Raw genomic sequence first — 25,744 nt, 5'->3', positions numbered from 1 at the left:
AGATTTTCTTCTTAAATTTTTTTCATTCAGTTTACATTGCGTGATGCATTTTGCTATCATGCTATATCTATTTGTAATAAATTAATTTGCAAACAAATAGAAATTATTCAATATATTAGCGACCATTCAAACATCCCAGAACTTCACAATAACCAAGCTCAACATCTGTTTTTGGATATTAAAAACTTGTAAAAATATGAAAAACAGTACTTTAAGTTTGCTTCAAAAGTATTCAATAATTGCTTTTTGTATTCTTCCCTTTGTAAAAATAACAGCACAACAATCAAATAATAATTTAGTTTGTTTACCTGAAACAGCTCCATACACTACTTCATTTGATTCAGGCGGAACCTTGGAAGAATGTTGGTCCAAAATTACCACTGGAACCAACGTTGATATAGTTGCGCAACAAATTATTCAAATTGGAGGGGGTGGTACCGATTATTCAATTTATCCAGCTTCTGGCAGCCATTTTATTCGCTTTAAAAATCTGTATGATCAATTAAACAATCCTCCTGATGATATGTATTTCATTTCGCCTGAAATTGCTGATATAGATAATCAAAAAAGGGTGAAATTTAAATTGATATCCCGCGTGGTTGTACCCTCTGATTATTATAATAAGGCGAACCTCCATATTGGAACAATGACCGATCCTTTAGATATTAGCACTTTCACATTAATTGAAACCATTACACCTGCTAATATGAATGAGCATATAGTGGATGGAAGACCCAATGTTCCTTGGAAAGAGCATACTATTTATTTTAACGGGTATTCCGAAAACGACACTTATATAGCTATTATTCATGGCGATGAGTATTTTGGAAGTGAGATGTACTTAGATGATTTTATATATGAGGAAATACCAAGCTGTCCCGAACCCTATTATCCTGAGGTTACAGATGTTCGTTATAATGAAGTAGATATTAAGTGGGAAACGTATGTAAATTCAAATCCTTCTTCTTGGGAAATAGAATATGGACCAACTGGCTTTATCCAAGGTTCAGGAATAGTAGTGACGGCAAATTCCTCTCCGTTTACAATTACTAATTTGATGGATGATACGGATTTTGATTTTTATATTCGTGCAAATTGCGGGGGAACCTATAGTGAATGGTCGACAAAACAGATTTTTAAAACAAAATGCGAAGGATTTCCAACTCCTTATTTAGCAAATTTTGACAGTCAGTCTGAAGGGGCACTTGAAAGTTGTTGGACGGCTCTTATGCCAGAAATTGGTTCGAGCTATTGGGATGAAATTAATTTTATTAGAGTTGTAGATAATGCTCCCCCCGCAGCGGTTACCCCTGTTAGTACACCTAATTGCGTTTATTTATTTAATGAAACAAACCACCCAAACGGAAATGCTACTTCAGATCAAATTGTTTTAGTTTCGCCTAGATTAATTGGGCTTGATAATACCAAGAAAATTTCTTTTTGGATGAAAAGCAAACCAAATGTATACGCAAATCCCGAACAAGTGATAATTGGAAGTTTATCAGATTCTGATGATGCTACCACATTTACTCCTTTTTATACCATTACAGATGCTTCAACCAATGAAGGAACTTGGCGTTTTTATGAAATTGAACTTTCTAATTATTATTTAACAGATGAATATATAGGTATTAAGCAAGCGAGTGTTAACGAACGCCAGCTTATATATTTTGATGATTTTAGTTATGAAGATATTTCCTGTGTTATTCCCACTAATTTGGCCGCAACGCAGTCTGGTAATGGCACGGTCACTTTTTCTTGGCAGGATAATAATCCTTCGGGAACTAACCCAACTTGGGAAATTGAATATGGACCAAAAGGATTTACACAAGGAACCGGGACAGTTGTAGCGGCACCCACTAATCCATTTGAAATTTCAGGTCTGGACCTTTCTGAACGTTATGATTATTATGTGCGTTCCAATTGCAATAATTTAGGCGATTTTAGTAATTGGAGTACGCCTTATTCCTTTAGGGTTGTTTGTGCATTTACGGCTCCTTTTTATGAAGGCTTTGACCAATATGATGCAAGCTTAAATAATCTTCCCGATGGTATTCCAGATTTTTGTTGGACCCAATCTAACATACAGGTTTCTGGAGTTATTAATCCAGAAGGGTGGTATTCAAGACCTATTTCTTTACCAAATGGCGGTTTTGTAAATTATTATGGCTCTTCACAAACCCCCGATCCTGGATTTTTGGTGTCTCCATATTTTTCCGATTTTGACAATAATAAAACAATTAAAATCTGGTTGAAGAACGATTTTGATGGTGCGCCCGGGAATCGTAGTGGTATTATTGTTGGCACAATGTCCAATCCCTTAGATTTTGACACTTTCACCCCTTTTACTTCCATTGACGGACAATCAATACCTATTTATGGGAAAGAATTTATGATAGATTTTGAGGGTTATACAGGAAATGATCACCACATCGCCATATTGCACGATCAAGCGTATGACCTTTCACTTTTTATTTTTGATGATGTTTATTACAAAAATAAGCCCAGCTGTATTGAACCTGTAGATATAAGAATTTCTGAAATTACAAGTACTACTGCTTTCGTGGAATGGGATAATTTCAGTACTGCTAATTCCTTTGAACTGGAATATGGTTTGGAAGGTTTTACGCAAGGCGCAGGAACTACTATTACTATAAATGACACTTCAACAATTATTGATAACCTTACGGAAGAAACTGCATATGAATTTTATATAAGAACAGATTGCGGAAGTGGAAATTTGAGTGAATGGATGGGGCCAAAGAAATTTACAACTTCATGTACCCCGCTAACCGCAACATGGATTGAGAATTTTGACAATATGACTGTTTATGGTCCAGATATTCTGCCCGACTGTTTTAAAGTTGTGGGAAATTGGGTTTCAAGTAATGTTCCCCTTTCCTCATATCAACAAGGAGATGGTGATAATGAATATCTCTTTATAAATCCAATTCCACAATTGGCAAAAACATCAATTATTACCCCTATGCTGCAATTGACAGCTGGAACAACCTATAATTTTACATTCAAGGTATTGAAAGATGATACTGATTATACATTCCAAGGATTTACTGTAAAAACGGGCACAGGTAATACCCACGAAATGATGATTAACCGACTTAATTATTTTTCTGATTTTGAGTATGGAAATGGCAGCTATTTCCCTATAGAAACAATCTTCACACCCGTGGTTTCAGGAGATTATTCATTTGCAGTTTATTTTAGCTCAAGTGATAACACGATAGTTTCTGTGGACAGTTTTAGTGTAGCATCCTATTATCCAAATCCAATTGTAGTTCCAGAAAACAATCCCGTTTTATTTGATTTTGAATCTAATAATGCACAACTTATTTTGGAAGAAACAGACTTTAGTGAATGCTCACGTATTTTTGATACTTCAAATTATGTATTAAAAATGGGTGGACATCAAACTGCCCAAGCTTGGATGGAAACTAATGATGACACGGAAAACTGGACGCATAACCAAAGCGCAATCAGTAAATTGAATTATCAGATAAACGCAACTGCAATAGCTGAATTAACCATGAGTTTTGATCTAAAGCAAAATTTTGTCAGAAATGCAAACGAATCAATTTTCAGGGTTGTGGTAAATGGTGAAATTGTTTTAGATAATACGTTCGCCACTACGTCAGGTTCGGATCAATTTACAAATATTGAACTTGATCTTTCTGCATTTGCAGGTGGCCCAATTAATATTTCGATGCAGCACATAGGAAGATATGGTGCAGATTTTGGTGAAATTGGAGACAATGCATTTGTAGATAATATTATACTTATAAATGAAGAAGTTCTAGGGTTGGACAATTTTAAGAAGTCAAGCTTAGTTTATTTTCCGAATCCAGTTAAAAATTCACTTTATTTAAAAAGTAATTCAAATATTAATAAAACCCGTATTCTAAATATTTTGGGGCAAAATATTCTATCGTATACAATTAAAAGCCCAGAAGCTCTTTTGGATTTATCAACTTTACAATCAGGTATTTATTTAATAGAGGTTGAAATTGATGGTGAAATAGAGTTTCTTAAAATTGTTAAGGAATAGTAATTTATATTTAAAATAGAAAGCTTCGTAAATTTTTAGTACCTTCATAATTAGTTCTCCCCAGTTGTAAAAATGAAAAACCATGCTTACGAAAGTTTATGGAAGCGCCGTTTTTGGGGTTGAAGCCACTACAATTACTGTTGAAGTAAATGTTGATAGTGGAATAGGATACCATTTGGTTGGTCTGCCCGATAACGCCATTCGCGAAAGCAATTTCCGTATTGCCGCTGCCCTGCAAAACAACGGCTACAAAATTCCCGGAAAAAAATTAATTCTCAATATGTCGCCAGCTGATCTTCGGAAAGAAGGCTCTGCTTATGATCTTACTTTAGCAATGGGAATTTTAATTGCAACAGAACAGATTGAAGAAAAAAATCCGCTTTCAGAATATATAATTATGGGTGAATTGTCTTTAGATGGAAATCTTCAGCCAATACGTGGCGCTTTGCCCATTTCACTTAAAGCAAAAGAAGAAGGTTTTAAAGGTTTCATTCTCCCAAAACAAAATGCTAAGGAAGCAGCAATTGTTGAAGGAATTGACGTTTTTGGGATTGAGAATATAAAAGAGGTAATCGATTTTTTCAATGAAAACATTCCACTCGTAAAAACCATAGTAGATATGGAAGCGGAATTCTACGACCACCTCGAACATCCGGAATTTGATTTTGCAGATGTAAAAGGTCAAGAATCCATAAAACGCTGTATGGAAATTGCCGCAGCTGGCGGACACAATATTATTTTGATTGGTCCACCAGGTTCAGGAAAAACCATGCTTGCGAAAAGATTACCAAGTATTTTACCGCCAATGACTTTACAGGAAAGTCTGGAAACTACAAAAATCCACAGCGTTGCTGGACGAACTATGGAAAAAGGAGGGGTCATGACTTCGCGACCGTTCCGAAGTCCGCATCATACAATTAGTGATGTTGCATTGGTTGGCGGCGGACAATATCCTCAGCCAGGTGAAATAAGTTTAGCCCATAACGGCGTTTTATTTTTAGATGAACTTCCCGAATTTAAACGCGGTGTTTTGGAAGTTATGCGACAACCGTTGGAAGATCGCGATGTAACCATTTCGCGGGCAAAATTTACCGTAACTTATCCCTCCAGCTTTATGTTGGTAGCAAGTATGAACCCAAGTCCCGGTGGCTATTTCAACGATCCCGATGCGCCAGTTATGTCATCACCTGCGGAAATGCAGCGGTACTTGAGTAAAATTTCAGGACCGTTATTAGACAGGATTGATATTCATATAGAAGTAACGCCCGTTCCTTTTGAAAAACTAAGTGATGAACGCCGTGGTGAATCAAGCATTGTTATTCGTGAGCGGGTTACTAATGCCAGAAAAATCCAGTCCGAACGGTTTCTAGAATTTGAAAAAGTACACTACAATGCGCAAATGGGAGTAAAGCAAATCCGCCAATTCTGCAAGCTGGATGAAGCTTCACTCCAACTTTTAAAAACAGCTATGGAACGTTTGAATCTTTCTGCTCGAGCCTACGACCGGATTTTAAAAGTTGCAAGAACTATTGCAGATTTGGAAAATTCTGAAGCAATAAATGGCAACCATATTTCCGAAGCAATTCAATATAGAAGTTTGGATAGGGATGGGTGGTTTGGGTAGCCCTTGATTTTCAAGAAATATTAGTTTCGTTTTAACTTATTTTTAAGATTTAAACACTCATCACGTAGTATCTTTAAAACTTTCTTAAAAAAAATAATCTATTATGTTTAAAACTTCCTTTAAAGTGAGTGTTATAGCTTTGGCTTCAGTCGCTCTTTTTACTATTTCCTGTAAAAATGAAAAAGCTGCTACTGCAGATGAGAGTGTAAAACTCTCCGTGCCATTTGAAAAATATGAATTGGAAAACGGTCTCGATGTAATTCTTCACCAAGACAAAAGTGATCCTATCGTTTCACTTGCAATTCAATATGGCGTAGGTTCCAATCGCGAAAAAACAGGACGCACAGGTTTTGCCCACTTGTTTGAGCATATGCTTTTTCAGGAATCTGAAAATGTACCCCAGGATCAATTCTTTAAAACTATCCAAGATGCCGGAGGAACATTAAACGGTGGAACTTGGAAGGATGGGACAGTTTATTATGAAATAGTCCCAAAAAACGCCATGGAAACCGTGATGTGGTTGGAAAGCGACCGAATGGGCTATTTAATAAACACGGTCACTGAGTCTGCTTTTGAAAATCAGCAGGAAGTGGTCCAAAACGAAAAACGCCAACGTGTAGACAACAATCCTTACGGACACACTAGTTGGGTAATTGATAAAAATTTATACCCAGAAGGACATCCATATAATTGGCAAGTAATTGGTGAATTGGAAGATCTTCAAAATGCAACAGTTGACGATGTAAAGGAATTTTACGATCGTTTTTATGGCCCGAACAACGCAACTTTAGTTTTGGCTGGTGATTTTGATACTGCCGAAGCAAAAAAAATGATAGAAAAATATTTTGGTGAAATAAAGCGTCGTCAAGAGGTTGAACCTTTAAAGCCACAACCAGTAACCATTTCGGAAACCAAAAGACTTTATCACGAAGATAATTTTGCTACTGCACCACAGCTGAATATGGTTTGGCCAACTTTAGAACAATATACTGAAGATGCCTACGCATTGGACTTTTTGGGTGAAATTCTTTCTCAAGGAAAAAAGGCACCGCTCTATAAAGTATTAGTGAAAGAAAAAGATTTAACGTCAAGAACAACAGCTTATAATAGCTCGAATGAGTTGGCAGGAGATTTTCAAATTTCAATAACTGCGAATAATGGTGTGGATTTAGATTCTGTTGAAAGTGGAATTAATGAAGCCTTTGTACTTTTTGAAAAAGAAGGAGTTACAGATCGTGATATTGAAAGAATTAAAGCAGGCTTAGAAACTCAGTTTTACAATGGAATCAGCAGCGTTTTAGGAAAATCTTTTCAACTTGCCAGATACAATGTTTTTACTGGTGATCCTGGTTTTATAACTCAAGATATTGAAAACATCAAAAAAGTTACTAAAGAAGATGTAATGCGTGTTTACAACAAATACATTAAAGATAAACCTTATGTAATGACCAGCTTTGTCCCAAAAGGGCAACTCAACCTGATTGCAGAAAATTCGGAAAAAGCAAAAATTGTTGAAGAAGAAATTAAAGAAAATGTTACCAAAAAAGTGGAAGAATTAAATACTGAAATTGTAAAAACACCTTCCAATTTTGACCGGTCAAAACCACCAGTTCAAGGAGCTGTACCTGAACTCAATGTTCCTGAAATGTGGACAACAAATTTGGAAAACGGTATGAAAGTTTCAGGAATTGAGCAAAACGAAATCCCAACAGTAAACTTCAGTTTGGTAATTGAAGGTGGACATTTGCTGGATGATATGAAAAAGAACGGCGTAGCAAATTTGATGAGCGATATAATGATGGAAGGCACGGCCAATAAAACCCCTGAACAATTGGAAGAGGAGATAGACCTTTTGGGCGCAAGCATCAGAATATACACTACTGATGAATCTATCGTAATTCGTGGAAACACATTGACCCGTAATTTTGATAAAACAATGGATTTGGTTACCGAAATACTTTTGGAACCACGCTGGGATGAAGAGGAATTAACACGTATCAAAACCAAAACTATCAACGAAATTGAACGCTCTGACGCAAATCCAAATGTGGTTGCGAGCCGAGTTTACAACAAAGTGCTTTATGGTGATGACCACATTTTTAGTTATCCAACAGTTGGAAATGTAGAATCTGTGAAAGCAATTACAATGAATGATTTGAAAGCGTATTATACCAAGAATTTTTCACCTTCAATAAGCACATTCCAAGTAGTTGGGAAAATTGACAAAGATGCTGTGTTGAAAGATTTGAAAGGTTTGGAAGAGCGTTGGCCTTCTAAAGAAGTAACTATTCCTGAATATCCAATTGCGAACAATAGAGATAAGGCTTCACTTTACTTTGTTGATATGCCAAATGCCAAACAATCGGTTATTAATATAGGGTATATCGCTTTGCCAAGAACCGACAAGGATTTTTATTCTGCGGAAGTAATGAATTATAAATTGGGTGGTTCTTTCTCAGGAAATGTGAACTTAATACTTCGCGAAGAAAAAGGGTATACTTATGGAGCGCGAACTAATTTCAGCGGCAGTAAAATTCCTGGAACATTTACCGCTTCGTCAAGCGTTAGAACCAACACTACAGGCGAATCTGTTCAGATTTTCAGAGATGAAATTTCAAAATACAAAGAAGGAATTTCCCCCGAAGATCTCGAATTTACTAAAAATGCACTTGTAAAGTCAAACGCTCGCCGTTTTGAGACACAAGGTTCATTATTGGGAATGTTGCAGGAAATAAATGAGTATAATTTACCAGTCAATTATATTGAAAAAGAAGAAGCAACAATCAAAAATATGACATTAGAGCAGCACAAAGCGTTGGCTAATAAGTATTTGGATGCTTCCAAAATGGCCTATTTAGTAGTTGGAGATGCTGCTACTCAGTTTGCTCAGTTCAAAAAAATGGGCTTTGATGAAGTGAAGCTTCTTGATAAAAATGGGAAAGAAGTAAAACTAGAAGATGTAAAACTGTAAAAACTTCTATCGAAATTATAATTGCCACGAATGCATGAATTCTTTTTTTATTCGTGCATTCGTGGTTTTTATATTTAATTATCTTTATGTAAATTCTTTATTTATGAATAAATCCTACATTCTTTGTTTCTCCTTAGTCCTTCTTTTTGGTTGTAAAAAGAATCAAAATGAAAGTGTGAAAATTTCAAAAAAAGAAGAAATTTCAGTTCAAAAATTTCCCCAACCAACTTTCACTTTAGCTCAAGCCAATAAATTGATTGAGCTTCCTTTACATTGTGTTGGTGCCGAATATCCTTATAAACCAGGTGAAACATTGGAAAGTGAAAAAGATTTGGTAGCACCCATTTCAGTGCACCCTATTTTTTACGGTTGTTTTGATTGGCATAGCGCCGTACACGGCTATTGGTCAATGGTTACCCTAATAAAGCAATTTCCCGAAATAGACAGAGCTGCAGATGTTCGAAAACTACTGAAAGATAAAATTACAGTTGAAAACGTAAAAACTGAAGTAGCATTTTTTGAAAAATCCATAAATAAATCTTTTGAAAGGACTTATGGCTGGGCTTGGCTTTTAAAGCTTTCTGAAGAGTTGCACAACTGGAACGACCCGATGGCGGAGGAGCTGGAACAAAATCTAAAACCATTGGCTGATATTATTGTGCTTCGCTATAAAGAATTTCTTCCAAAGTTAAATTACCCGATTCGAGTAGGGGAGCATACAAATACTGCGTTCGGGCTTACTTTGGCTTATGATTATGCAGAAACGATGAACGATTTGGAATTAAAACAACTTATTGAAAAAAGAGCAAAAGATTTTTATTTTAATGATGAAAACTGCCCAATTACTTGGGAACCTAGCGGCTATGATTTTTTTTCACCTTGTTTGGAAGAAGTAGATATTATGCAGCGCGTGCTTTCTTCAGAAGATTTTATGGGTTGGATGGATACTTTTTTGCCACAACTAGCTAATCAAAACTATCATTTAAAAGTAGGTGAGGTAAGTGACCGAACTGATGGAAAACTAGTACATTTAGATGGGTTGAATTTTAGTAGAGCTTGGGTTTTTTACGGTTTAGCGAAAGAGTTTACAAAATACAAACACCTTCAAAATCTTGCTAATGAACATATAGCATATTCATATCCAAATTTGGTGGGAGATAGTTATGAAGGCGGCCACTGGCTGGGAAGTTTCGCGATATATGCATTAAATATGTTGCACGAAAAATGATTTAGTGCGTACGATTTTCTTTTAAAAACTCACGTTTTATTCCGTGTAATAAAATTTCGGATGTTAGTATTTCGCTCTTTTCACTTAGCACTTTTAAGCAACAGAAGTGAATAATATTCAAAATATTTGAACCTGTAAGTTCATATTTTTTAGCCACTTCTTCCCAATCAATTTGAGGATCTATTTTAAGTTTTTGTGGAAGATTGGTTTTCCATATTATGCTACGTTCCTTTGATCCAGGCATTTCAAAAGCGATAATGGATTGAAACCTCCGTGTGAAAGCCTCATCAATATTATCTCTAAAATTAGAAGCCAATATAATAAGTCCTGAATACGATTCAACACGCTGCAACAAATAGGAAACCTCTTGGTTTGCATATTTATCGTGGGCGTCGCGCACATTAGTGCGTTTTCCAAAGATTGCATCAGCCTCATCAAAAAACAGTATCCAATCTTTATGGGCTGCTTTATTGAAAAGGTTTGAAAGGTTTTTTTCAGTCTCGCCAATATATTTGGAAACTACGGTTGAAAGGTCAATTCTATAAACTGGTTTCTGGGTATATTTACCCAAAAGACTTGCAGTAAGTGTTTTCCCCGTTCCGGCTGGTCCGTGAAAAAGTACTCTATAACCAGCCTTTAATCTTTTTTCCATTCTCCAATTTTTGAACAAATGTTCATTGTGCTGCAGCCACATTTCGAGCTCTTTAATTTGCTGCATTGTTTTTTCACTCAAAATTAAATCGTTCCAATCTAATTGGGTTTCTAACTTTTCAGCGGGAAATTGGGTACTTAATTTTGGTGGCGGCACTTTGCCCGTAGTAATCTTGTAAATAATATCAGGGAAAAGAATAAGTTTTCCGCTCATCAAGGGTTCTGCTAAAGAAACCTTTTCTAAATAAAGAATATCTTTTTTATTGAAGAAATGCGTTCCAGAAAAGTAAGCTACACATTCAATTCTTTTTGTAAAATTTGCCCCGCCAATTATAAATTGTGCAGTTTCACCAGTAGGAAGAATTCCACGATGAGTTTGCCCTTTCACACCACCAAACTGAACAAAATCTGCTCCTGACGGAAATTCCTTCGTAACGGCATCAACCAGCATAGCAGGAGAAAACGATGGCGCTAACGCCAAAAGAAGTATTACTATTTCTGCTTGTGAAAAGTTTTCTTCTTTCAAAAAAATCCCCAATTTAGATTTCCCCAATTTCTTTAAATCTAACTTTGGCGCATCGGTATCAAAATCGGTAGTTGGATTTTCAATTCGCCAGGCAATTAAATTTTCTAAATAATCAAATATTTTATTGAATTCTACTTCTTGTTGGTTTTTCATTATTCATTAATTTGATAGATTTCTAAAAAACAAGTGCACTCAAAATTATCATAAGTTACCTCATATTTACTTTAAAACAGATTTATTAATATGAAGTCATAATTCAATATGCTTTTACTTTCTATCATTTTGTAATTGTTGAATATGATTTTAGGTTTACATCAACCGGATTATCTACTACAATTTTATTTATTAGTGTTTTATTCTTAACCCATTTCTTGCCTTGTTGTTTTATTAAATCTGCATTCAATGTTAATGAGACAGGGACATTTTTTTCAGCATTTCTTAACGATTTCACATTTTCTCTTTCAATTAGCGGGATTGCAGCATCGTCGAGTTGCTTGTTCGATTTTATAGGTTCAACATTTCTACCATAATTGGCGGTAACATTATAACGAACTACAGAACCTGAGTTAACTGCTATTTTGGCTAGTTTCTCCGCAAATTTCAAATGATTTTTGTTTCCTTTTTGAGATAGTGGAGTCATATTCCTCCATTCGCCTGGGCCGTGTAATTTTTCATTTAGCATGTGGCCACGCACATAATATGTGCGACCCCCCTCTTTTCGCAATCTTAGAATATCATAAAGTTCATTATTTTCTTTAGGAGCCGAACCTGGATCGCCGATAGAGGAAAGGACATTTGCTTCCATAGTAGACCCTACGGTACAATTTCCTTGTAATGTTGTACCAAATTTTATTTCACTTTTAGGCAAAGGCCCTTTCAATCCTAAAAGTAATGCAGTTTTTGGGGCTAAATTATTCAATAAATCTTGAAGGTCTTTCTTTTTAGCTTCCTCCTTTATCTTTCTTTCCTCGTCAGAAACTGTACCTATACGTTCCTTAATTTTTTTATCAATATTTTTTGCAAATTGAACTGCTTGTATTTTTGCAGTCACCAATTCTTGATTTTCAATATCAATTTCAAGACTTGCGATAAATGCTGCATAAGTAGTTGGCGTGCTCGCCAACATTAAATGGGCATTATCTTCTGTGCCTTCCAAGAATAATTCGTGGTTTTTATCGTCATCTCCCTTAAATTTCTTTCGGGCTTTCCACCACTGTACAATAGCTAGTATGGCACCTTTTACAGAGGCTTTTCCTTTACTCACTAATTTTAAAAACGCTTTTTTGGCTTTCAATAATAATTTGGTTATCGCTCTGTCAATTCGTTTACGAATTTTCATGATAATTTTTTGAACTTTTGCTACCAAACCATTAAGTCCTATAATTTTTGCAAAAAGCTTAATAACCAATGGAATTAAAGAAGCCAAACCTTTTTCAATAGCATCTGCAACCAAACTTATACTTCCCGCTGCCATTGCACGTATTGCTTGAATTAACGAAGGAATTAGCATTAAAGCAGATTCTACAAAGAAAACTATGAAATCTTTAATTGCCATTATTGCTTTAATAAAGCCTGCGCCCGGAATTAGGAGATTGAGCAACCATTTTATTCCCGCTTCAATAACCTGTGTTACGAGTAGGTTTTGAATGGAATCTATAATTGTTTCCTTTAAATCTGTAAATTCATCTTGTATTAATTCCCAAACGCCGTCAATTCCTTTATCACGTAATAGTTTAAACATTTCTAAACCAGTTTCCATTGCATTTACTACGGGTTCTCCCAAAAGACTAACCGCTTTTTCACGAACATAATCCCAAGTTAGTCCTAATACTTGCATAACTAAACTAAATATGCCCTTTAAACTAAATATATCTTCCGGAATGGTTATGCCTATTGGTCCTAAAGAGCCTGTTAGCCATTGTACAAAACCAGCCATCAAATGGGTTAAAATGTTGGTTTTAAAATTGTCGAAACCTTGTTTTATTCCCGTAAAAAGATTGGATACAAACCCGATAGGATCATTCAAGATTATGGAAAGAACAGAACTTATTTCTGAAAGCAAATCTGAAATAAGCTGTTTTAATTTCTTAATAGTTTCAATAATTCCATTTATTGCATCCAAAGCCTTATCAATCAAACCTCTGTTTTCGGCTTTCATTTCCTCTATACGCGCGTCCACTTCATTAAGACTGTCCATATATTGTTGCGCCAATGTGTCTATGATTTCGTCTTGTTTACTATCAATCGTACCTTCCAAATCTTCAAATTTGCCGGCAATATCTGCTGCTGCATCTACGCCTAATTGTTTTAAATTTTTTGGTAAGTTTTCTACATAATCCTTAACTTTTATATTACCCAATACTATTTGAGCTTTTGCGAGTTTAAGCATACCTGCCACCAAATTGGCAATTTTGATAATCACTTTATCCATGTGGTCTATGTAGACTTTTCTGCCCTCTTCAAAGAACTTGTTCACCTCATCGGGAAGACCAGCCAATTTATCATATACCCACTTTCCTTTTCCTATTATTCCACTATATCGTCTGGATTTATAGGCACTCATTTTACGTTTTACCTCGGCTTCAAATAAATCTTTTGCCTCCTTCGCACCGTCCGTAAATAATTTTTCAACGCTAGTGTCAAGTGCTTCTAAAATTGCTTCTACACCCTTTTTGGTATTTTCATATATAGCATTAATGTCTGTTGATACGCTTTCCCTTTTAGAAGTTTCATTTGTTGCCGTATCACCTTGTTTGCCAAAAACTTCATTGAGCGATGCGGTTCTATCATTGTACATACCTCGAAGTCCTTTTTCTCCAGTTTGTCCAGCATTCTTTTTTGTGTTTTCCAATAAACCCTGCTCATCTTGCCTAAATGCCTGCGGTGCCGTTTCTGTATGCGCTCTTGCTTGCCCAGCAGTGGATAATCCTTCCAAAAAGGTTGGCTCGTTGGAGATTGATAATTGATATTCTGTTACTTCGTTTTCCACCATTTGCTGGTCCACTTCCCCTATATTGTTTTGAAGTGGTTGTGTAACTTCAGCATTTCCTCTTGCCAATGGCATTGCTTGTGCAGACTTGAGATTCGCTGGATTTTTTCCTATTACAGGATCCACAAGCGGTTTCACTTCACGTTCGCTAACGGACGCTGTATTTGGCTCGCCTTTCGTGGTCTGTGTTATTGGTTGTGCGGAGTTTGTCTTTTGCGCGGCTACATCTGCTTTAGAAGCAGTATTTATTTCCTGTACATTATTGTTTTTATCAAAATTGAGTGCTTGCTCTTGGGTTTTTGGAAGCTGCATGCTGTCAAGCTTCTTCTTTAGATTGGCTATAAAAATATCAGCATTAAATTCTACCACTTTGGCATCTTCCATTTGTGATACTTGAGTTGCTTGTGCAACACCCAAACGCTCGTTTGTTGGTGGTTTAGCTGAAAGTTGGGCGGCACTTGAAGCATCATCAGCTTTTTCGTGGGCTTGCTGTTTTTCCGTTGTATTGTCCAATCTTTCGGTTAAATTTTGGAAATTTGGATCTTCCTCCGGCGATCTTGGGGTTATAGTTTCTGTCTCTTCGAATTTTACTTCATCATTTTCTACAATTGGTTCATTTTCACCACTTTTTCTGTTTTCCAAAGAAATTGGTTGATTAGTTTGTACTAAATTTGAACTATTTTCAGCTTTATTTTTGTCACTATTTTCGGCTAAATCTGTTTCTTGAAAAGCAGTTACATTTTCTGTATTTTTATTTGGAATTTTTAAAATTTCAGTTGAAGAAGATTCAGCACTAGAATTAATATTTCCAGCGTCTACATTTTCAATTAATGGTTTTTCAACAATAGTTGCTGGCGCCGAAGCTCCTTGCTGAATAGTATGTGTAAGTTCGTGGGCCAATAATTGCTGACCTTCTAAAGTATTGGGCTGAAAAAGATTGTTGTTAAAATAAATTTCGTTTCCAACCGTAAATGCTTTCGCTCCCAACATATTATTTAATGAAACTGCCTTTAAATTTGTATGGATTCTTACACCATTAAAATTGGCTTGAAAACCGTGTTCCATCTTGTTTTTTGTAGCTAATGGAAGCGGAATTCCAAGACCTTTTGTACTTTGTAAACCTTGAATTAAATTAATTGAGGTATCAAGAAAACCAAAGCTTTTAGCTTGAATTTTCTCGTCTTTTTCTTTTGATATTTCGTCAGTCTTTTTCTTTTGAATATTTAATTTTTCATTGTCCTCAACATTACTTTTCTTTTGAATATTTTTCTTTTCATTTTCCAGCTCCGGCATTTCTTTTCTATGAAGCTTTTCTTCCTTTTTATCTATTATTTTATTCGAATCTATTTCAGAATTTAGTTTTGTAACAGGAGTAATGGTTTTAGATAATACCTGTTTATCAGCATCTTTATCAGTTTCTTTCTTTTGAATTTTAGGTGTGTTATTTACAAATTTTCTATTTGTTTTTGAACCAGGAAAGAAGGTTTCTGAGTGAAGAAAAGATTGCTGTTTATTATTTTTGGAGACTACTTTTTCAGCAACCGAATCTGCTTCTTTTTCATAGGCATCATCAGCTTTTCCAACGGATAGTTTTGTTTGAGCGGCAAAAAATGCTGAATTACCTCCAAATTGCTGAAATGCATTCGGTTTTCCGTTTTGGGCTCTATGTGTTGAAAATGCGGTCATTATTTTACCATTCCACAAAAAGGATTTTTTTCTTCCAAGGAATTTTTATTAAATGAATATTCCAAGGCAATTTGTCCAATAAAATATCCTGTGTTTTACGTTGAATATATAGTGTTTGCTTTTCATTTGTAACAGTAAGTTTTCCTTCGCGTTGTAAAAACTCATTTTGAAGAATTTGTGTAGAATTGCTTTTGAGTGCTTTCCAATGGACAAGTACTGATTCCAACAATACTTCACAAGCCATTTTTCTTTCTTTAGATAAGACGATATTTCTACTTATGGGCTGGTGAATAGGAACATTACAAAGGAATTTTTCGAAAATTAATTCGTGTTCATAAGCTTGTTCTTTGCCTGTGGCTAAATAGTGAAGCAAATGTATTGCTTCATCAATTTTCCCTGGTTTAATAAGTTTTTCCTCAAGGAAATCCATTTTATCAAAAAACATTTCTAAGAATGGATGAAGCAATATAAATCCTGCGTTTTTTATTAAAATACCTTCTTCTCCAAAATTAAAATCAACTACTTTTTGTTTTTTTTCATCTTTAAATAAAATTGTATGATTGGCATTTTTCTTTTGAACCTTTTTTGCATAAAAAGGAATATTTAATCTGAAAATATTCTTTGAAATTTCTAGTATTCTCGCAATATCCTTAGAAGGAATATTTCGAAATATTTTTTCAATTTCTTTCTCATTTTTAAAAAGTGAGTAATGAAGAATAGATTCCCAAAATTGAAATCTATATTCTTTAATAATATTCGTATTAAAAGTTTCAATTTTTACATTCAATACTTCGGAAACCAGTTTAGATAACTGTTTATCATTAAACTGAAAGACTAATCTTTTGCGAGTTTCTGTGTATAATAAAAGCCGTTTAAACTTTTCTGAAACTTCATTTTGATATTCAAAATTTTCAAAAAACTCATCCCAGAAGTTAGGTTTTGGTTCAAACCACCAGGGTAGGTGTCCATTTTCTAAAAAGAAAAAGAATGCTTCGGTTTCATTTTGTTTGAAAGAAATAATCTTAACATGTCCCAGTTCTTCTATCGAAATATTTTCATCTTTAATTTTGTTTTTTAACTCCTTAATAATTAAAAACTTTAAATCTTCCATAGAATCATTTTCCTTTAAGGAAATTTCTATTGAGATATTTTCAATTCGATAAATTTTTGTACTATTATTTTGAAGTGATTTAAAATAGATGTCCATTTCCGGAAAGATTTCTTCTTTAAAAAAAGAATCTAATCCATCCTTAAATTGCAAACCATTTTCAAGTGAAGAAGTATTTACTCCAATTTTCACTTTTTTAATGATATTCTTTTGTGCAATCATTTGTTATTTAGTTTTTTAGGCTTATATTTACTTTTCGATTCAGAGATGAATTACTGGGTTGTTATAGTGTAGTTTTAGTTCTTTTATAGTTTGTGCTTTAGTTCTTTCGATTGTTATTTACATTCGTTCCTTTTGTTCAATCTTGTTAGTCCTTTTTCTTATCTTGTTTACCCATAGGGGTATCATTCGGATTGTACAATTTTACCGACTGATACCCTTCTTTTTTTGCGATATTTAGAACTATTCCTTTCATAGTGTTATAAAATTTTCTCCCGTTGGTTGTGCTCCAAAATAGAAATCGGCTACAGTTTTGTATTTCGCTATTGAAGCATCTAAAATTTGCGAATAATCAAAATTTGGAATATAAATAGACAGTTTTGTAACCCCAGTTTCGTTGTGAAGGAATTTCCTCAAGTTTACAAACAAAACAATATCATCGTGGGTGTTTTTCTTGTTAGCTCTGTGATGATCCAACATAAACTTATTTACCCAAGTACCATTCACCCAATCACCATCCAATCGGAATTGAAGATTTATGCCCGTTCCCGAAGCTTGGAAATCTCTTTTTATAGTTTGAACCAATGTTCGGATTTCTGGTGGCAATTGTGTAGATGTAGAAATCATCCGTGTTAAACCAGCTTGTCTAATAACTGCATTGTTTATTAAACGTTCAGTCAAATAACTCCATTTTGCCCATTTCTCATCAAATGTTCCATAATCATCATCTTTATTCACGGGTGCAATTTTTGCATGTAATTTTTGGTAAAAAGTTTCACGATAGCTTTTTAAATCGCGGCAACGCATTGCATCTGGACGGAAAATTTTATTATTTCGAAACAATCCACTGTTGCTATATGTATAAATCGCATTATTATTTGCCTGTGAAATCTCGCGCAGGCGAATTGTGTATGTATCTTCTTTAGCACGTGTGATGACAAGCCTTTTCTGACTTTCATTATAATCGAAAACAACTCCTTTATCAAATTTTTTGTTCAGTGCTTCGGTTACGGCGTGAATTCTTCGAAGGAAAATTTGTTCTAAAGGAATTGTTATCGTCGTAGTTGTATTTATAAGCGGTTCGCCGTTTATTCTGTATTCAATAATTTGAAGAATATAATTTTTCGGCATCGGGCTTCTTCGGCTTTGCGTTCCTTTTAAACTTCGTGAAAGATTGTTCATATATTTCAGCGAACTAATCCATGGATAGGTACATTCCATCAACGAACAACAACCATCGGAAGAAGCGCTAATTTTATTTGAAATACAAAAATCTGCCACCACGTTTTCCCTTTCAGAAACCAAAACAAAGGTTCCGCCTTTTTGAACGCCGCCTTTGTGGCTTATTGAAGGATTTTCCTTTAAAAACGAAGTAAATGCTTGTTGGTCTTTTTGAAGGTCGAAAAGCAAACAGTCAAAATCCAAAGCATGGTCATTCTTTAAACCATTGATAGCATTTCGGCTGTCCTGCGCAGGATGCCCAAAATGCCCTTCAATTCTATAAAAATCGTTGCAATCCAATTCAAAATTCAGTGGATTTTGCACCCAACTATTCGGCGCAAGATTTTCTTTGTGAAAGCTTACATTATATCGCTGTTTGTAGTTTTCTGTTTTATTGAAATCCCACGCAGTTAGTATTTCATTGTCAACTTCGTAATAAACTGGGATGGCTTTTTCGCCTAAATTCCCACAAGTTTTGGAAGGTGTAATATCTATTTGATTTTCATTGGAAAGATTGAAATTGTCTAAAACCAAAATCAAACGCTGAACCAAACTTTTCGCCATTTTAAGGTATTTTGCGTATTCATTATTTGTGGGCGAATTGTAAAAATCGTGTCGCAATTCTGGATAAATTTCTTCGGAAGAAAGTGCGCCAAGCAATAAATGCTTCGGAAATGCTTCAATATTTGGGCAACATTCAGTTTTTAATTTTAGAAGAATGTCGGCCAATTCATTGTATGTGTCAGTTAAATCTTTTACCAAATTATAGCGATATTGAACTTTTTCATTTGTATTGAAATCATCCAAATTTGTTATTTGGTTCAACATCGTATTTGAAGTGCCGTCCAAAATACCGAGTATTTCGGAAAAACCTTGAAACATTTCTGTAAACGCAGAATGCAAATTGTTTTTTGAGGAAGTTATCGCTGATTTATAAGCGGCAGCTAATTTTGTATAGGAACTCGTATTGTTCCCATTCAAAATTACTTTTGGAACAGCAGTTTGCGGAAGATTCGTAAATGCTTCGTAAACATTGTGCTTCGTGAAAATTCCATCTTCTGTATTTACTATATTTTTAACGTCTTCTTTATCTATTAACAGTATTCTTAAATTTTGAACATTTGGCTGACCTTGATTATCGCAATTTGTTGTTGTGCAGATATCTGGTTCTTTCGGAAAACATTCCAAATAAAGAACGACAACTTTTTCATTGAGCAATTCTGAATTAATTGAAAGGTGACCAGCTTCCAAATCTACTTTTTCCTGCGGAATCAATTCCCAAAGATCAATGGTTGCATTTCCATTTTTGAAGTGTTTGTATTTCGCTTTATCATCCTCAAAATCCCGAAAATGTGAATATTTAATGCTTTCCAAAACAATGGAAGTATCGGAAGAATCCTTAATACTTTTTTGAAGTTTAAGCAAGTCACCATCGGTCGTAACGCCACAACCCTGCGTAATAGTTATTAACGAATTTTGATTATTCACTGAAACCTTAAAACCACAAGCTACGCCAACGCCCACAAGGCATACACGCGTCAACCGGTCTTGATCTTCAAAATATTCAATAAATTCGTTTAGCTGCCCGGAGGTCAGTACTTGGTCGTCCACGAAGGAGCGGTATTGTGGAGTAATCTCCATTAATTTAGTGCTCATAACTTTGGTATTTAAAGTTTGCCTAGGTTGGTCCTGCCCAGGATAATATCTTGTTGTTCTTCGTCATCATCACAATCGTGAAGCTTTCCTTGTGTATAAATTGTGTGGAGCGTGCTCATTATTTTTATGAGACGTTTAAGTTTTGTGGTAGGTTGTTTTTGGTCTATATCAGTTTTTGCAAGGAGCCAAGCTTTGTAGGCTTCTTCCAATTCCACCATTTCATTTTCGTCGCCTTTGGTGTCATAACTTTTTGGATAACCAATCCAACAGATTTTTGCCAAAATGTGTGATGGCAATTCCTTTTGAATCATTTCCTCCAAAAATCTTCTAAAATCCACATTGCTGTAACGTTCGGTCCAACCAGGCAAAACGATGGAAACCCTAAAAGAATACGGGTCAATGCCTTCACAGTCTTCACAATTGTCCGTGCAGATAGGCAAAAATGTATTTTCCGGCGCTGTATCGGTTGTTACGTCGGGACGAAGCAGAATGTGTTCAATAACGTACATTCCTTCGTTAAAATCGAGCGTGTTTACAAATGCAACGGTTTTCACAATTGCAGTTTCAGCCGCCGACTGTGTTGCATAGCTTGAAATTTTTCTAGCAATTACGTGATCTTCATCTGTAGTAATAGAAATGTTCGGATTGGTAAGGTTGAAATAAAATTTACCAGCGACATTTACCTTTATTTCATAGTTTTCGGCAAAACGTCCGTAATTTTTCACATCTAAAATTTCCTTGTAAAGCGAAGCCAAATTGTGGTAATGCTTGCTGGAAGATGATAGTATTTCCTTGTTTTTGCTTCGGAAACGAAAACGATATTCAATAATTCCATCGGTATCGATTTCTTCATAAATTTCCAAAGGATCGTCAGAAAAATTTCTTCGGAAATAATTTGGGTTGCCGCTTAAAAGCGCAATCCGTTTTTGAAAGGCCGAAACATTTCCCGTATCCCACAAATCGGCATCTTCTTGTTCGTAATAATTAAAACTCAAAGGCCGCTCGCAACCTATCATTCCATATTGTTGAAGAAAACGTTCCTTCGTTTTAATTACTGCTTCATCGGTATTGCTGCCGTACAACTGCTTCATCAAAAAAGCATATTCACTGAAATTTTCTGCAAAACGCGAAAGCAAATGGTCTAGCATTTTGTTTCTGCGCACAACTTTGTCATCAAGATCTGAAAACAAAATATCTGTAATATTTTCATCCGAAGAATAATTGGCAGAAACCAATTCCGAAAGATCTTTTACATTTTCAACCATTTGCGTGAAGTAACTTTTGTCAAGTTCTCCATTGATTGAAAAAATGTCTTTTACGTTTTTTAAGTGTGCGAAATAGCTTGCGAAGATCTGATCAAAAAATAAAAGGTAAGATTTCAATTGTTTCACTTTTGCTCTGTCCGCAATAGTTGCTGTGCTTTTTACGCCAAGTTCTCCAACGCCGTAAACTTCGGGAAAATCGTTTTGGATAGTACTGTAATCGCCAATGCCTGAATAACTTCCATGGGGCAATTCCAACGTTTTTTTTTGTGAAGCGATGTCGAGAATATTAGCTTCAATTTCATCGTAAATTGCATCCAGATAATCCTCAACCGCCTTTTTATTTATGTTCAGCGGAAGAAATCCTTTATAATAACTGAACGAACTTTTATCGCAACGTTTCGGCTTTTTACCAGCGGGAATGCAGAGATTCCATATTTTTTTGGTCTCATTTTTTCCATCGCAATTATTGATTGTTATATCCCGAATAAGATCAACGCCCTCGATTTTTTGGATTAAATCAATCAAATCAGTCAACCGAACTTCTTTACGAAGTTCTGTTTTTCGAAGTTCAGAATTATCAATAAATCCATTATTCAAAAGCGGACCGTTAAAAATTTCATCGGAAGCATAACCTTTTTCCAGCATTTCTTTCAGCGAATAGAAGCGGAGGGAAGGCGATAAATATTCGTCAATAGTATATAAAATTTCAGCGTGTACTTTGTCTTCATCAACTTCGGGCTTAAGTTCTACGATAGCGCAAACAGCAATGGGATGGTTTTCGACTTCTTCAATTTCAACAATATCTTCGCAAAGATTCCTATTTGCGTGATAGACTGTTCGAATTTCTTCTTTTAGGCGTTTTATTTCTTTATTCTGTTTCGTTTCAGTGTTAAAAATCTCTGGGTCGAGCGCATCCAATTCAATCAAAACATCATACAATCCATTTAAATTGAATTCCTTTTTATATTTTTCTTTTATTTCAAAAGGTCTGTATGAAAGCTTATTTTCCTTGCAATTGGCATACACTTTCTTTTCGTGTTTTTTCAGCCACGCATTTTTTACACCTTCAATATCTATAAACAGTTTTCGATAATCCAGCGCAGCTACAGGCTTTATTGGAAGAGCATTTTCAGCGGTCAGAAATTGGTCGTTTAAAAAACTTGGATTGTTTTCTTCAGCTAAAATATTTTCCAGCGGAAGGGAAAGCCGCGCCCCCAAATCGGTAATCGCGTAGCACAAAACTTCTAAAATTGTGATTCCCGGATCGTGCGCGTTGTAGTCTGTCCACAAACCACTTCCCAAAGACTCGATGTATTCAATTCCTTTTTTTCGAAGGAATTCATAATCAAGATCGTCCTGCGTGGACGTATTCTTTGCAATGGTGCTGTATGTTTTTACGGAAGACATACCACAGGTTTTTTAGGAGTTTGTACACTGCATTTTGATTGGACCGCTGTTATAAAATGCTTTTTTGCCGAAACTAAAATCGCTTTCGGACTCGATGGAATTACATTAGTTTTTTCAATATAAACAGCTGTTTCAGAAGTTCTGTGTTTCACAATTACATTATCCAAAAAATCAACATACGGTTGATTTTCCATATAGGAAATCAATTTATTTTTGTGAAAGGCAACGCCGAAATTTAATATTGAAGTTTCAGAATATGCCCAAGGTGAAAGGTATTTTTTGATGTCTTCCTCCAATTGTTTGGTATAAAAATTTTCATCAAAACCAACATTAAATTTTACGCCGAGGGTAACCTCAACTTCTTCGTAATCGGGATTTATAATTTCTCCCGAAACGAAAAATGTGTTCAGTTCATTGATATAATTTTGAACTTCGTTACGCTTTGCTGTACTCAAGCGAGGTTGAAAAACATCAAAAGCGTTGTTATTTTGAATATCGGGAATTACAACAACAGTAACACTTCCGGTTGAATGATAGTCATTGTCTTTTGTATGATTTAGACATTTTACTTTATAAACTTCTGGAAATTTTTCAAGAATTAAATGCTCGTAATCCCATAATGATATAGCGCGATCGCGATGGCGAATCCGTTCGCTCACACGGCGATAGTAGCTTTCATCGCTTTCCTCGGATTTTCCGCCGAAGGAATTGTAGGGCTGCAAAACTTTTTTTATTGCTGAATCTCGCTCGGTAAGTTTGCTGATTGTTTCCGCAGGCAATCCGTTTTCAAGATGCGAAAGTTCATTGCCGTTATCGACGAAAGTTGATGTAATAACTTGTGCGTGAATATTTATAAATCTACAAACCGCATCAAAATTTTTCGGGCTTTTCGCACGTAGCCAAACCAAACCTGAATTCAGCAGTGTATTATTATTTGTTGCTTCCCGTGGAATTGTAATGGTTACGATTCCTGTTTTAAGGAAATTATCGGTCGTATTTCCCAATAGATAATCGCTCGAAAGTTCCATCCAGGAATTTTTTGAAAGAACAGCCCAAGAAATTTTTTCCGAAGAAGAAAAAGGTTCTGCCAATGGATTTTCTGTTCCTTCCAATAATTGAAACAAAAGCTGGACTTGCTGTAAAGCTTCAGTATTTTCGAGCCCAATATAAAGTTCGCCGCCCGCGCAATAGGTTGGGAACAAAGTTTCGGAAGTTTCCGCCTGCCCAAAAGGATGTTCGTGAAAAAGTTGGATTTTTTCAAGATTTGGAGTTTGTGAAATACCAAAATCTACTTCTTGACTTGCAGTATAAGAAAGCTCCATTTTTTCAATTATTGGAGTATAAGGCTCGTTTGGCAATACTGTATCTTCTTCCGTGGAAAGAGCAAGTGCATAAACTTTTGGAAACAAAGCATGCAAAAACGATTGGTTTAAGGAAAGTTTTATTGGGCCATTTTCCACAGTTGTATAATTTGCATTATTTATTGCTAGATTGCTTTCAAATATTTCCCCATTTTTTGTGAAAAGTTTAGAAGCGTCATTTACTGTTACCAAATTTTCATTGTTTTCAATGGAAACCTTTACTTTAAAATAATCGTTTCCTGTTACGTAAAGATTGCTCGGACTTGAGGTTGGCCCAAATTTCGATCCGCTTGGTTCTAAATACTTTTTTGTTGTTGCATTAAAACCGAAATAAACGGTTTGATAATATAGTTTGGGTGAAAGATTGAAATTAGTATCGTCCTTTCTATAGGCAATATAATGTTGTTTAAAATCTGCGGGTGTGTTTAACCACGAAGCGTGAAGCGAAACTGTATCCCACTTTTTACTGAACATTTCGGGATAATCAATATAAAACGCCGAACGTTCCATCGGCTGCGTTCCGAAGGGAAAGAAAGGTTTGTCAGCAGCAAGACTTCCAAAATCATTTTTTAACTCCAATTTTTCAGCTTCCGAAACCGAAACTTTTACGGTTACTTTTTTTATTTTTTTCTGAAGCAGTTCAGTATATAATTTATAACCTATGCTGAATTCTGGTTGTTTTGTTTTCAGAAGAAAACGAAATACAGGTTGTTCGGTTTCAAAATTTTCTTTGTGAATTTCTTTATTATAGGAAACGATTGCTTTTTCGGTTTTATCGATTTTTAAACAAAGTTGAATTGTTTTATTACCAATGGAAGATGTAAAACCATTGACAGAAGCTGAAATTTTAAACGGTCCCAACCATCCGTTTTCGCCCGTTGCAAAAACATCAATACATTCAATAATATTTGAAATATTAAAAACCGGAATTGATTTTTCAAGATTGAAAATAAATTGAACAGTACGTTCTCCTTCTGCTAAATTTAAAGTAGGAGCAGCAATTGCAAAACCCAAATTGGGCGTTACCAAAGGAACTGTAGGTTTAAAATGCGTTGGGTAACCAAAAGGCAACCAATATGCATTGGTTTTAAATGGATCACCTTTGCCATCTGCAGAATTTACTATTGGAGCGGAGAAAAGCCCATTGAATTCATTTGGGTTTAAATTATATGTTTTTCTGTGATGGTAAATACTTTTTATTGCAGCGACACTTGCTTTGTTAATTACTACTTCTTTGTCAGTTGCATATTGAAGGCGTTTTCCCAAAGCATCTTTTCCGGCTTCCAGTAGCGTGTGTTCATCTATTTTGGATTCAGTAAAATTCTTGGCCAATTCAAAAATTAGATGAACACTATCGGCAACCGGAGCTTTTTTGTCAATTTGAAGAATTTCGTTATAATAGAAATCTAAATGTCTTTTCGTAAGTGCATTAAAATGTGCTTTTGAAATTTCAAGCAATTTCAGAAAACAAACAAAAAGCGTTAGGTGCGGGGAGAGGCTATTGGAGTTTTCAGCTTTTGAAAGAAAATTTTTGATTTTATCTTTTTCAATAAAAAATGATTCCCAATTTCCTGAAGGAATTGTTGCATTTTCAACTGAAAAATAATTCACTTCTGAAGCAAAATTGTAAGCAAATTTCATCCAGTCTTCCGTTGAAAAATCGTTCAAATTCAGATTCTCAGGAAGCATGGCGCTGATTGATCTTTGGGTTTGTTCAGTACCCTTATGGTTTATCAGGAATTTATTTTCGCAATTTTTTGCCATGATTT

General features: G+C 35.2%; 10 protein-coding genes. 4 read left to right on the top strand and 6 right to left on the bottom strand.

All coding sequences use genetic code 11. From position 1 onward, the window contains the following. Positions 1-196 precede the first annotated feature (196 nt). From AEQU1_RS09900 to AEQU1_RS09885, 4 genes are all read left to right on the top strand, one after another. The gene (locus AEQU1_RS09900) at positions 197-4,063 is read left to right on the top strand and encodes a T9SS type A sorting domain-containing protein (RefSeq protein ID WP_111880789.1); all 3,867 of its coding nucleotides are present in this window, start codon (positions 197-199) and stop codon (positions 4,061-4,063) included. 82 nt (positions 4,064-4,145) lie between these two features. Further along, positions 4,146-5,687, top strand: coding sequence for a YifB family Mg chelatase-like AAA ATPase (locus AEQU1_RS09895; RefSeq protein WP_111880787.1), 1,542 nt, complete (start codon positions 4,146-4,148; stop codon positions 5,685-5,687). 103 nt (positions 5,688-5,790) lie between these two features. Further along, on the top strand, positions 5,791-8,658 hold the full coding sequence (locus tag AEQU1_RS09890) for a pitrilysin family protein (RefSeq protein WP_111880786.1): 2,868 nt from the start codon (positions 5,791-5,793) through the stop codon (positions 8,656-8,658). A gap of 103 nt (positions 8,659-8,761) precedes the next feature. Next, positions 8,762-9,886, top strand: a complete 1,125-nt coding sequence (locus AEQU1_RS09885; RefSeq protein ID WP_111881384.1) for a DUF2891 domain-containing protein — start codon at positions 8,762-8,764, stop codon at positions 9,884-9,886. 1 nt (position 9,887) lies between these two features. Here AEQU1_RS09885 and AEQU1_RS09880 read toward each other — a convergent pair whose 3' ends face one another. From AEQU1_RS09880 to AEQU1_RS09855, 6 genes are all read right to left on the bottom strand, one after another. Beyond that, a complete protein-coding gene (locus AEQU1_RS09880; protein WP_111880784.1) occupies positions 9,888-11,216 on the bottom strand; it encodes an ATP-binding protein in 1,329 nt (442 codons plus the stop codon). Between the two features lie 124 nt (positions 11,217-11,340). Beyond that, positions 11,341-15,738 (bottom strand): DUF4157 domain-containing protein, encoded by a 4,398-nt coding sequence (locus AEQU1_RS09875; protein WP_111880782.1) that lies wholly within the window; start codon positions 15,736-15,738, stop codon positions 11,341-11,343. A 4-nt stretch (positions 15,739-15,742) separates the two neighbouring features. Further along, a complete protein-coding gene (locus tag AEQU1_RS09870; protein WP_111880781.1) occupies positions 15,743-17,068 on the bottom strand; it encodes a contractile injection system tape measure protein in 1,326 nt (441 codons plus the stop codon). A gap of 249 nt (positions 17,069-17,317) precedes the next feature. After that, on the bottom strand, positions 17,318-19,942 hold the full coding sequence (locus tag AEQU1_RS09865; protein WP_146743742.1) for a hypothetical protein: 2,625 nt from the start codon (positions 19,940-19,942) through the stop codon (positions 17,318-17,320). A gap of 11 nt (positions 19,943-19,953) precedes the next feature. Further along, positions 19,954-22,614, bottom strand: a complete 2,661-nt coding sequence (locus AEQU1_RS09860; RefSeq protein ID WP_111880778.1) for a hypothetical protein — start codon at positions 22,612-22,614, stop codon at positions 19,954-19,956. Then, on the bottom strand, positions 22,602-25,739 hold the full coding sequence (locus tag AEQU1_RS09855; RefSeq protein ID WP_111880776.1) for a baseplate J/gp47 family protein: 3,138 nt from the start codon (positions 25,737-25,739) through the stop codon (positions 22,602-22,604). The genes AEQU1_RS09860 and AEQU1_RS09855 overlap by 13 nt, the downstream gene beginning before the upstream one ends. Positions 25,740-25,744 lie beyond the last annotated feature (5 nt).

The organism is Aequorivita sp. CIP111184, assembly GCF_900489465.1.
Lineage (GTDB): Bacteria > Bacteroidota > Bacteroidia > Flavobacteriales > Flavobacteriaceae > Aequorivita.
This window is presented reverse-complemented; position numbering and strand designations above follow the sequence as displayed.

What these genes read in the sequence shown, in the direction of transcription:
- AEQU1_RS09900 (WP_111880789.1), top strand. Translation starts at nt 197, where the DNA reads ATGAAAAACAGTACTTTAAGTTTGCTTCAAAAGTATTCAATAATTGCT.
- AEQU1_RS09895 (WP_111880787.1), top strand. Translation starts at nt 4,146, where the DNA reads ATGCTTACGAAAGTTTATGGAAGCGCCGTTTTTGGGGTTGAAGCCACT.
- AEQU1_RS09890 (WP_111880786.1), top strand. Translation starts at nt 5,791, where the DNA reads ATGTTTAAAACTTCCTTTAAAGTGAGTGTTATAGCTTTGGCTTCAGTC.
- AEQU1_RS09885 (WP_111881384.1), top strand. Translation starts at nt 8,762, where the DNA reads ATGAATAAATCCTACATTCTTTGTTTCTCCTTAGTCCTTCTTTTTGGT.
- AEQU1_RS09880 (WP_111880784.1), bottom strand. Translation starts at nt 11,216, where the DNA reads ATGAAAAACCAACAAGAAGTAGAATTCAATAAAATATTTGATTATTTA.
- AEQU1_RS09875 (WP_111880782.1), bottom strand. Translation starts at nt 15,738, where the DNA reads ATGACCGCATTTTCAACACATAGAGCCCAAAACGGAAAACCGAATGCA.
- AEQU1_RS09870 (WP_111880781.1), bottom strand. Translation starts at nt 17,068, where the DNA reads ATGATTGCACAAAAGAATATCATTAAAAAAGTGAAAATTGGAGTAAAT.
- AEQU1_RS09865 (WP_146743742.1), bottom strand. Translation starts at nt 19,942, where the DNA reads ATGAGCACTAAATTAATGGAGATTACTCCACAATACCGCTCCTTCGTG.
- AEQU1_RS09860 (WP_111880778.1), bottom strand. Translation starts at nt 22,614, where the DNA reads ATGTCTTCCGTAAAAACATACAGCACCATTGCAAAGAATACGTCCACG.
- AEQU1_RS09855 (WP_111880776.1), bottom strand. Translation starts at nt 25,739, where the DNA reads ATGGCAAAAAATTGCGAAAATAAATTCCTGATAAACCATAAGGGTACT.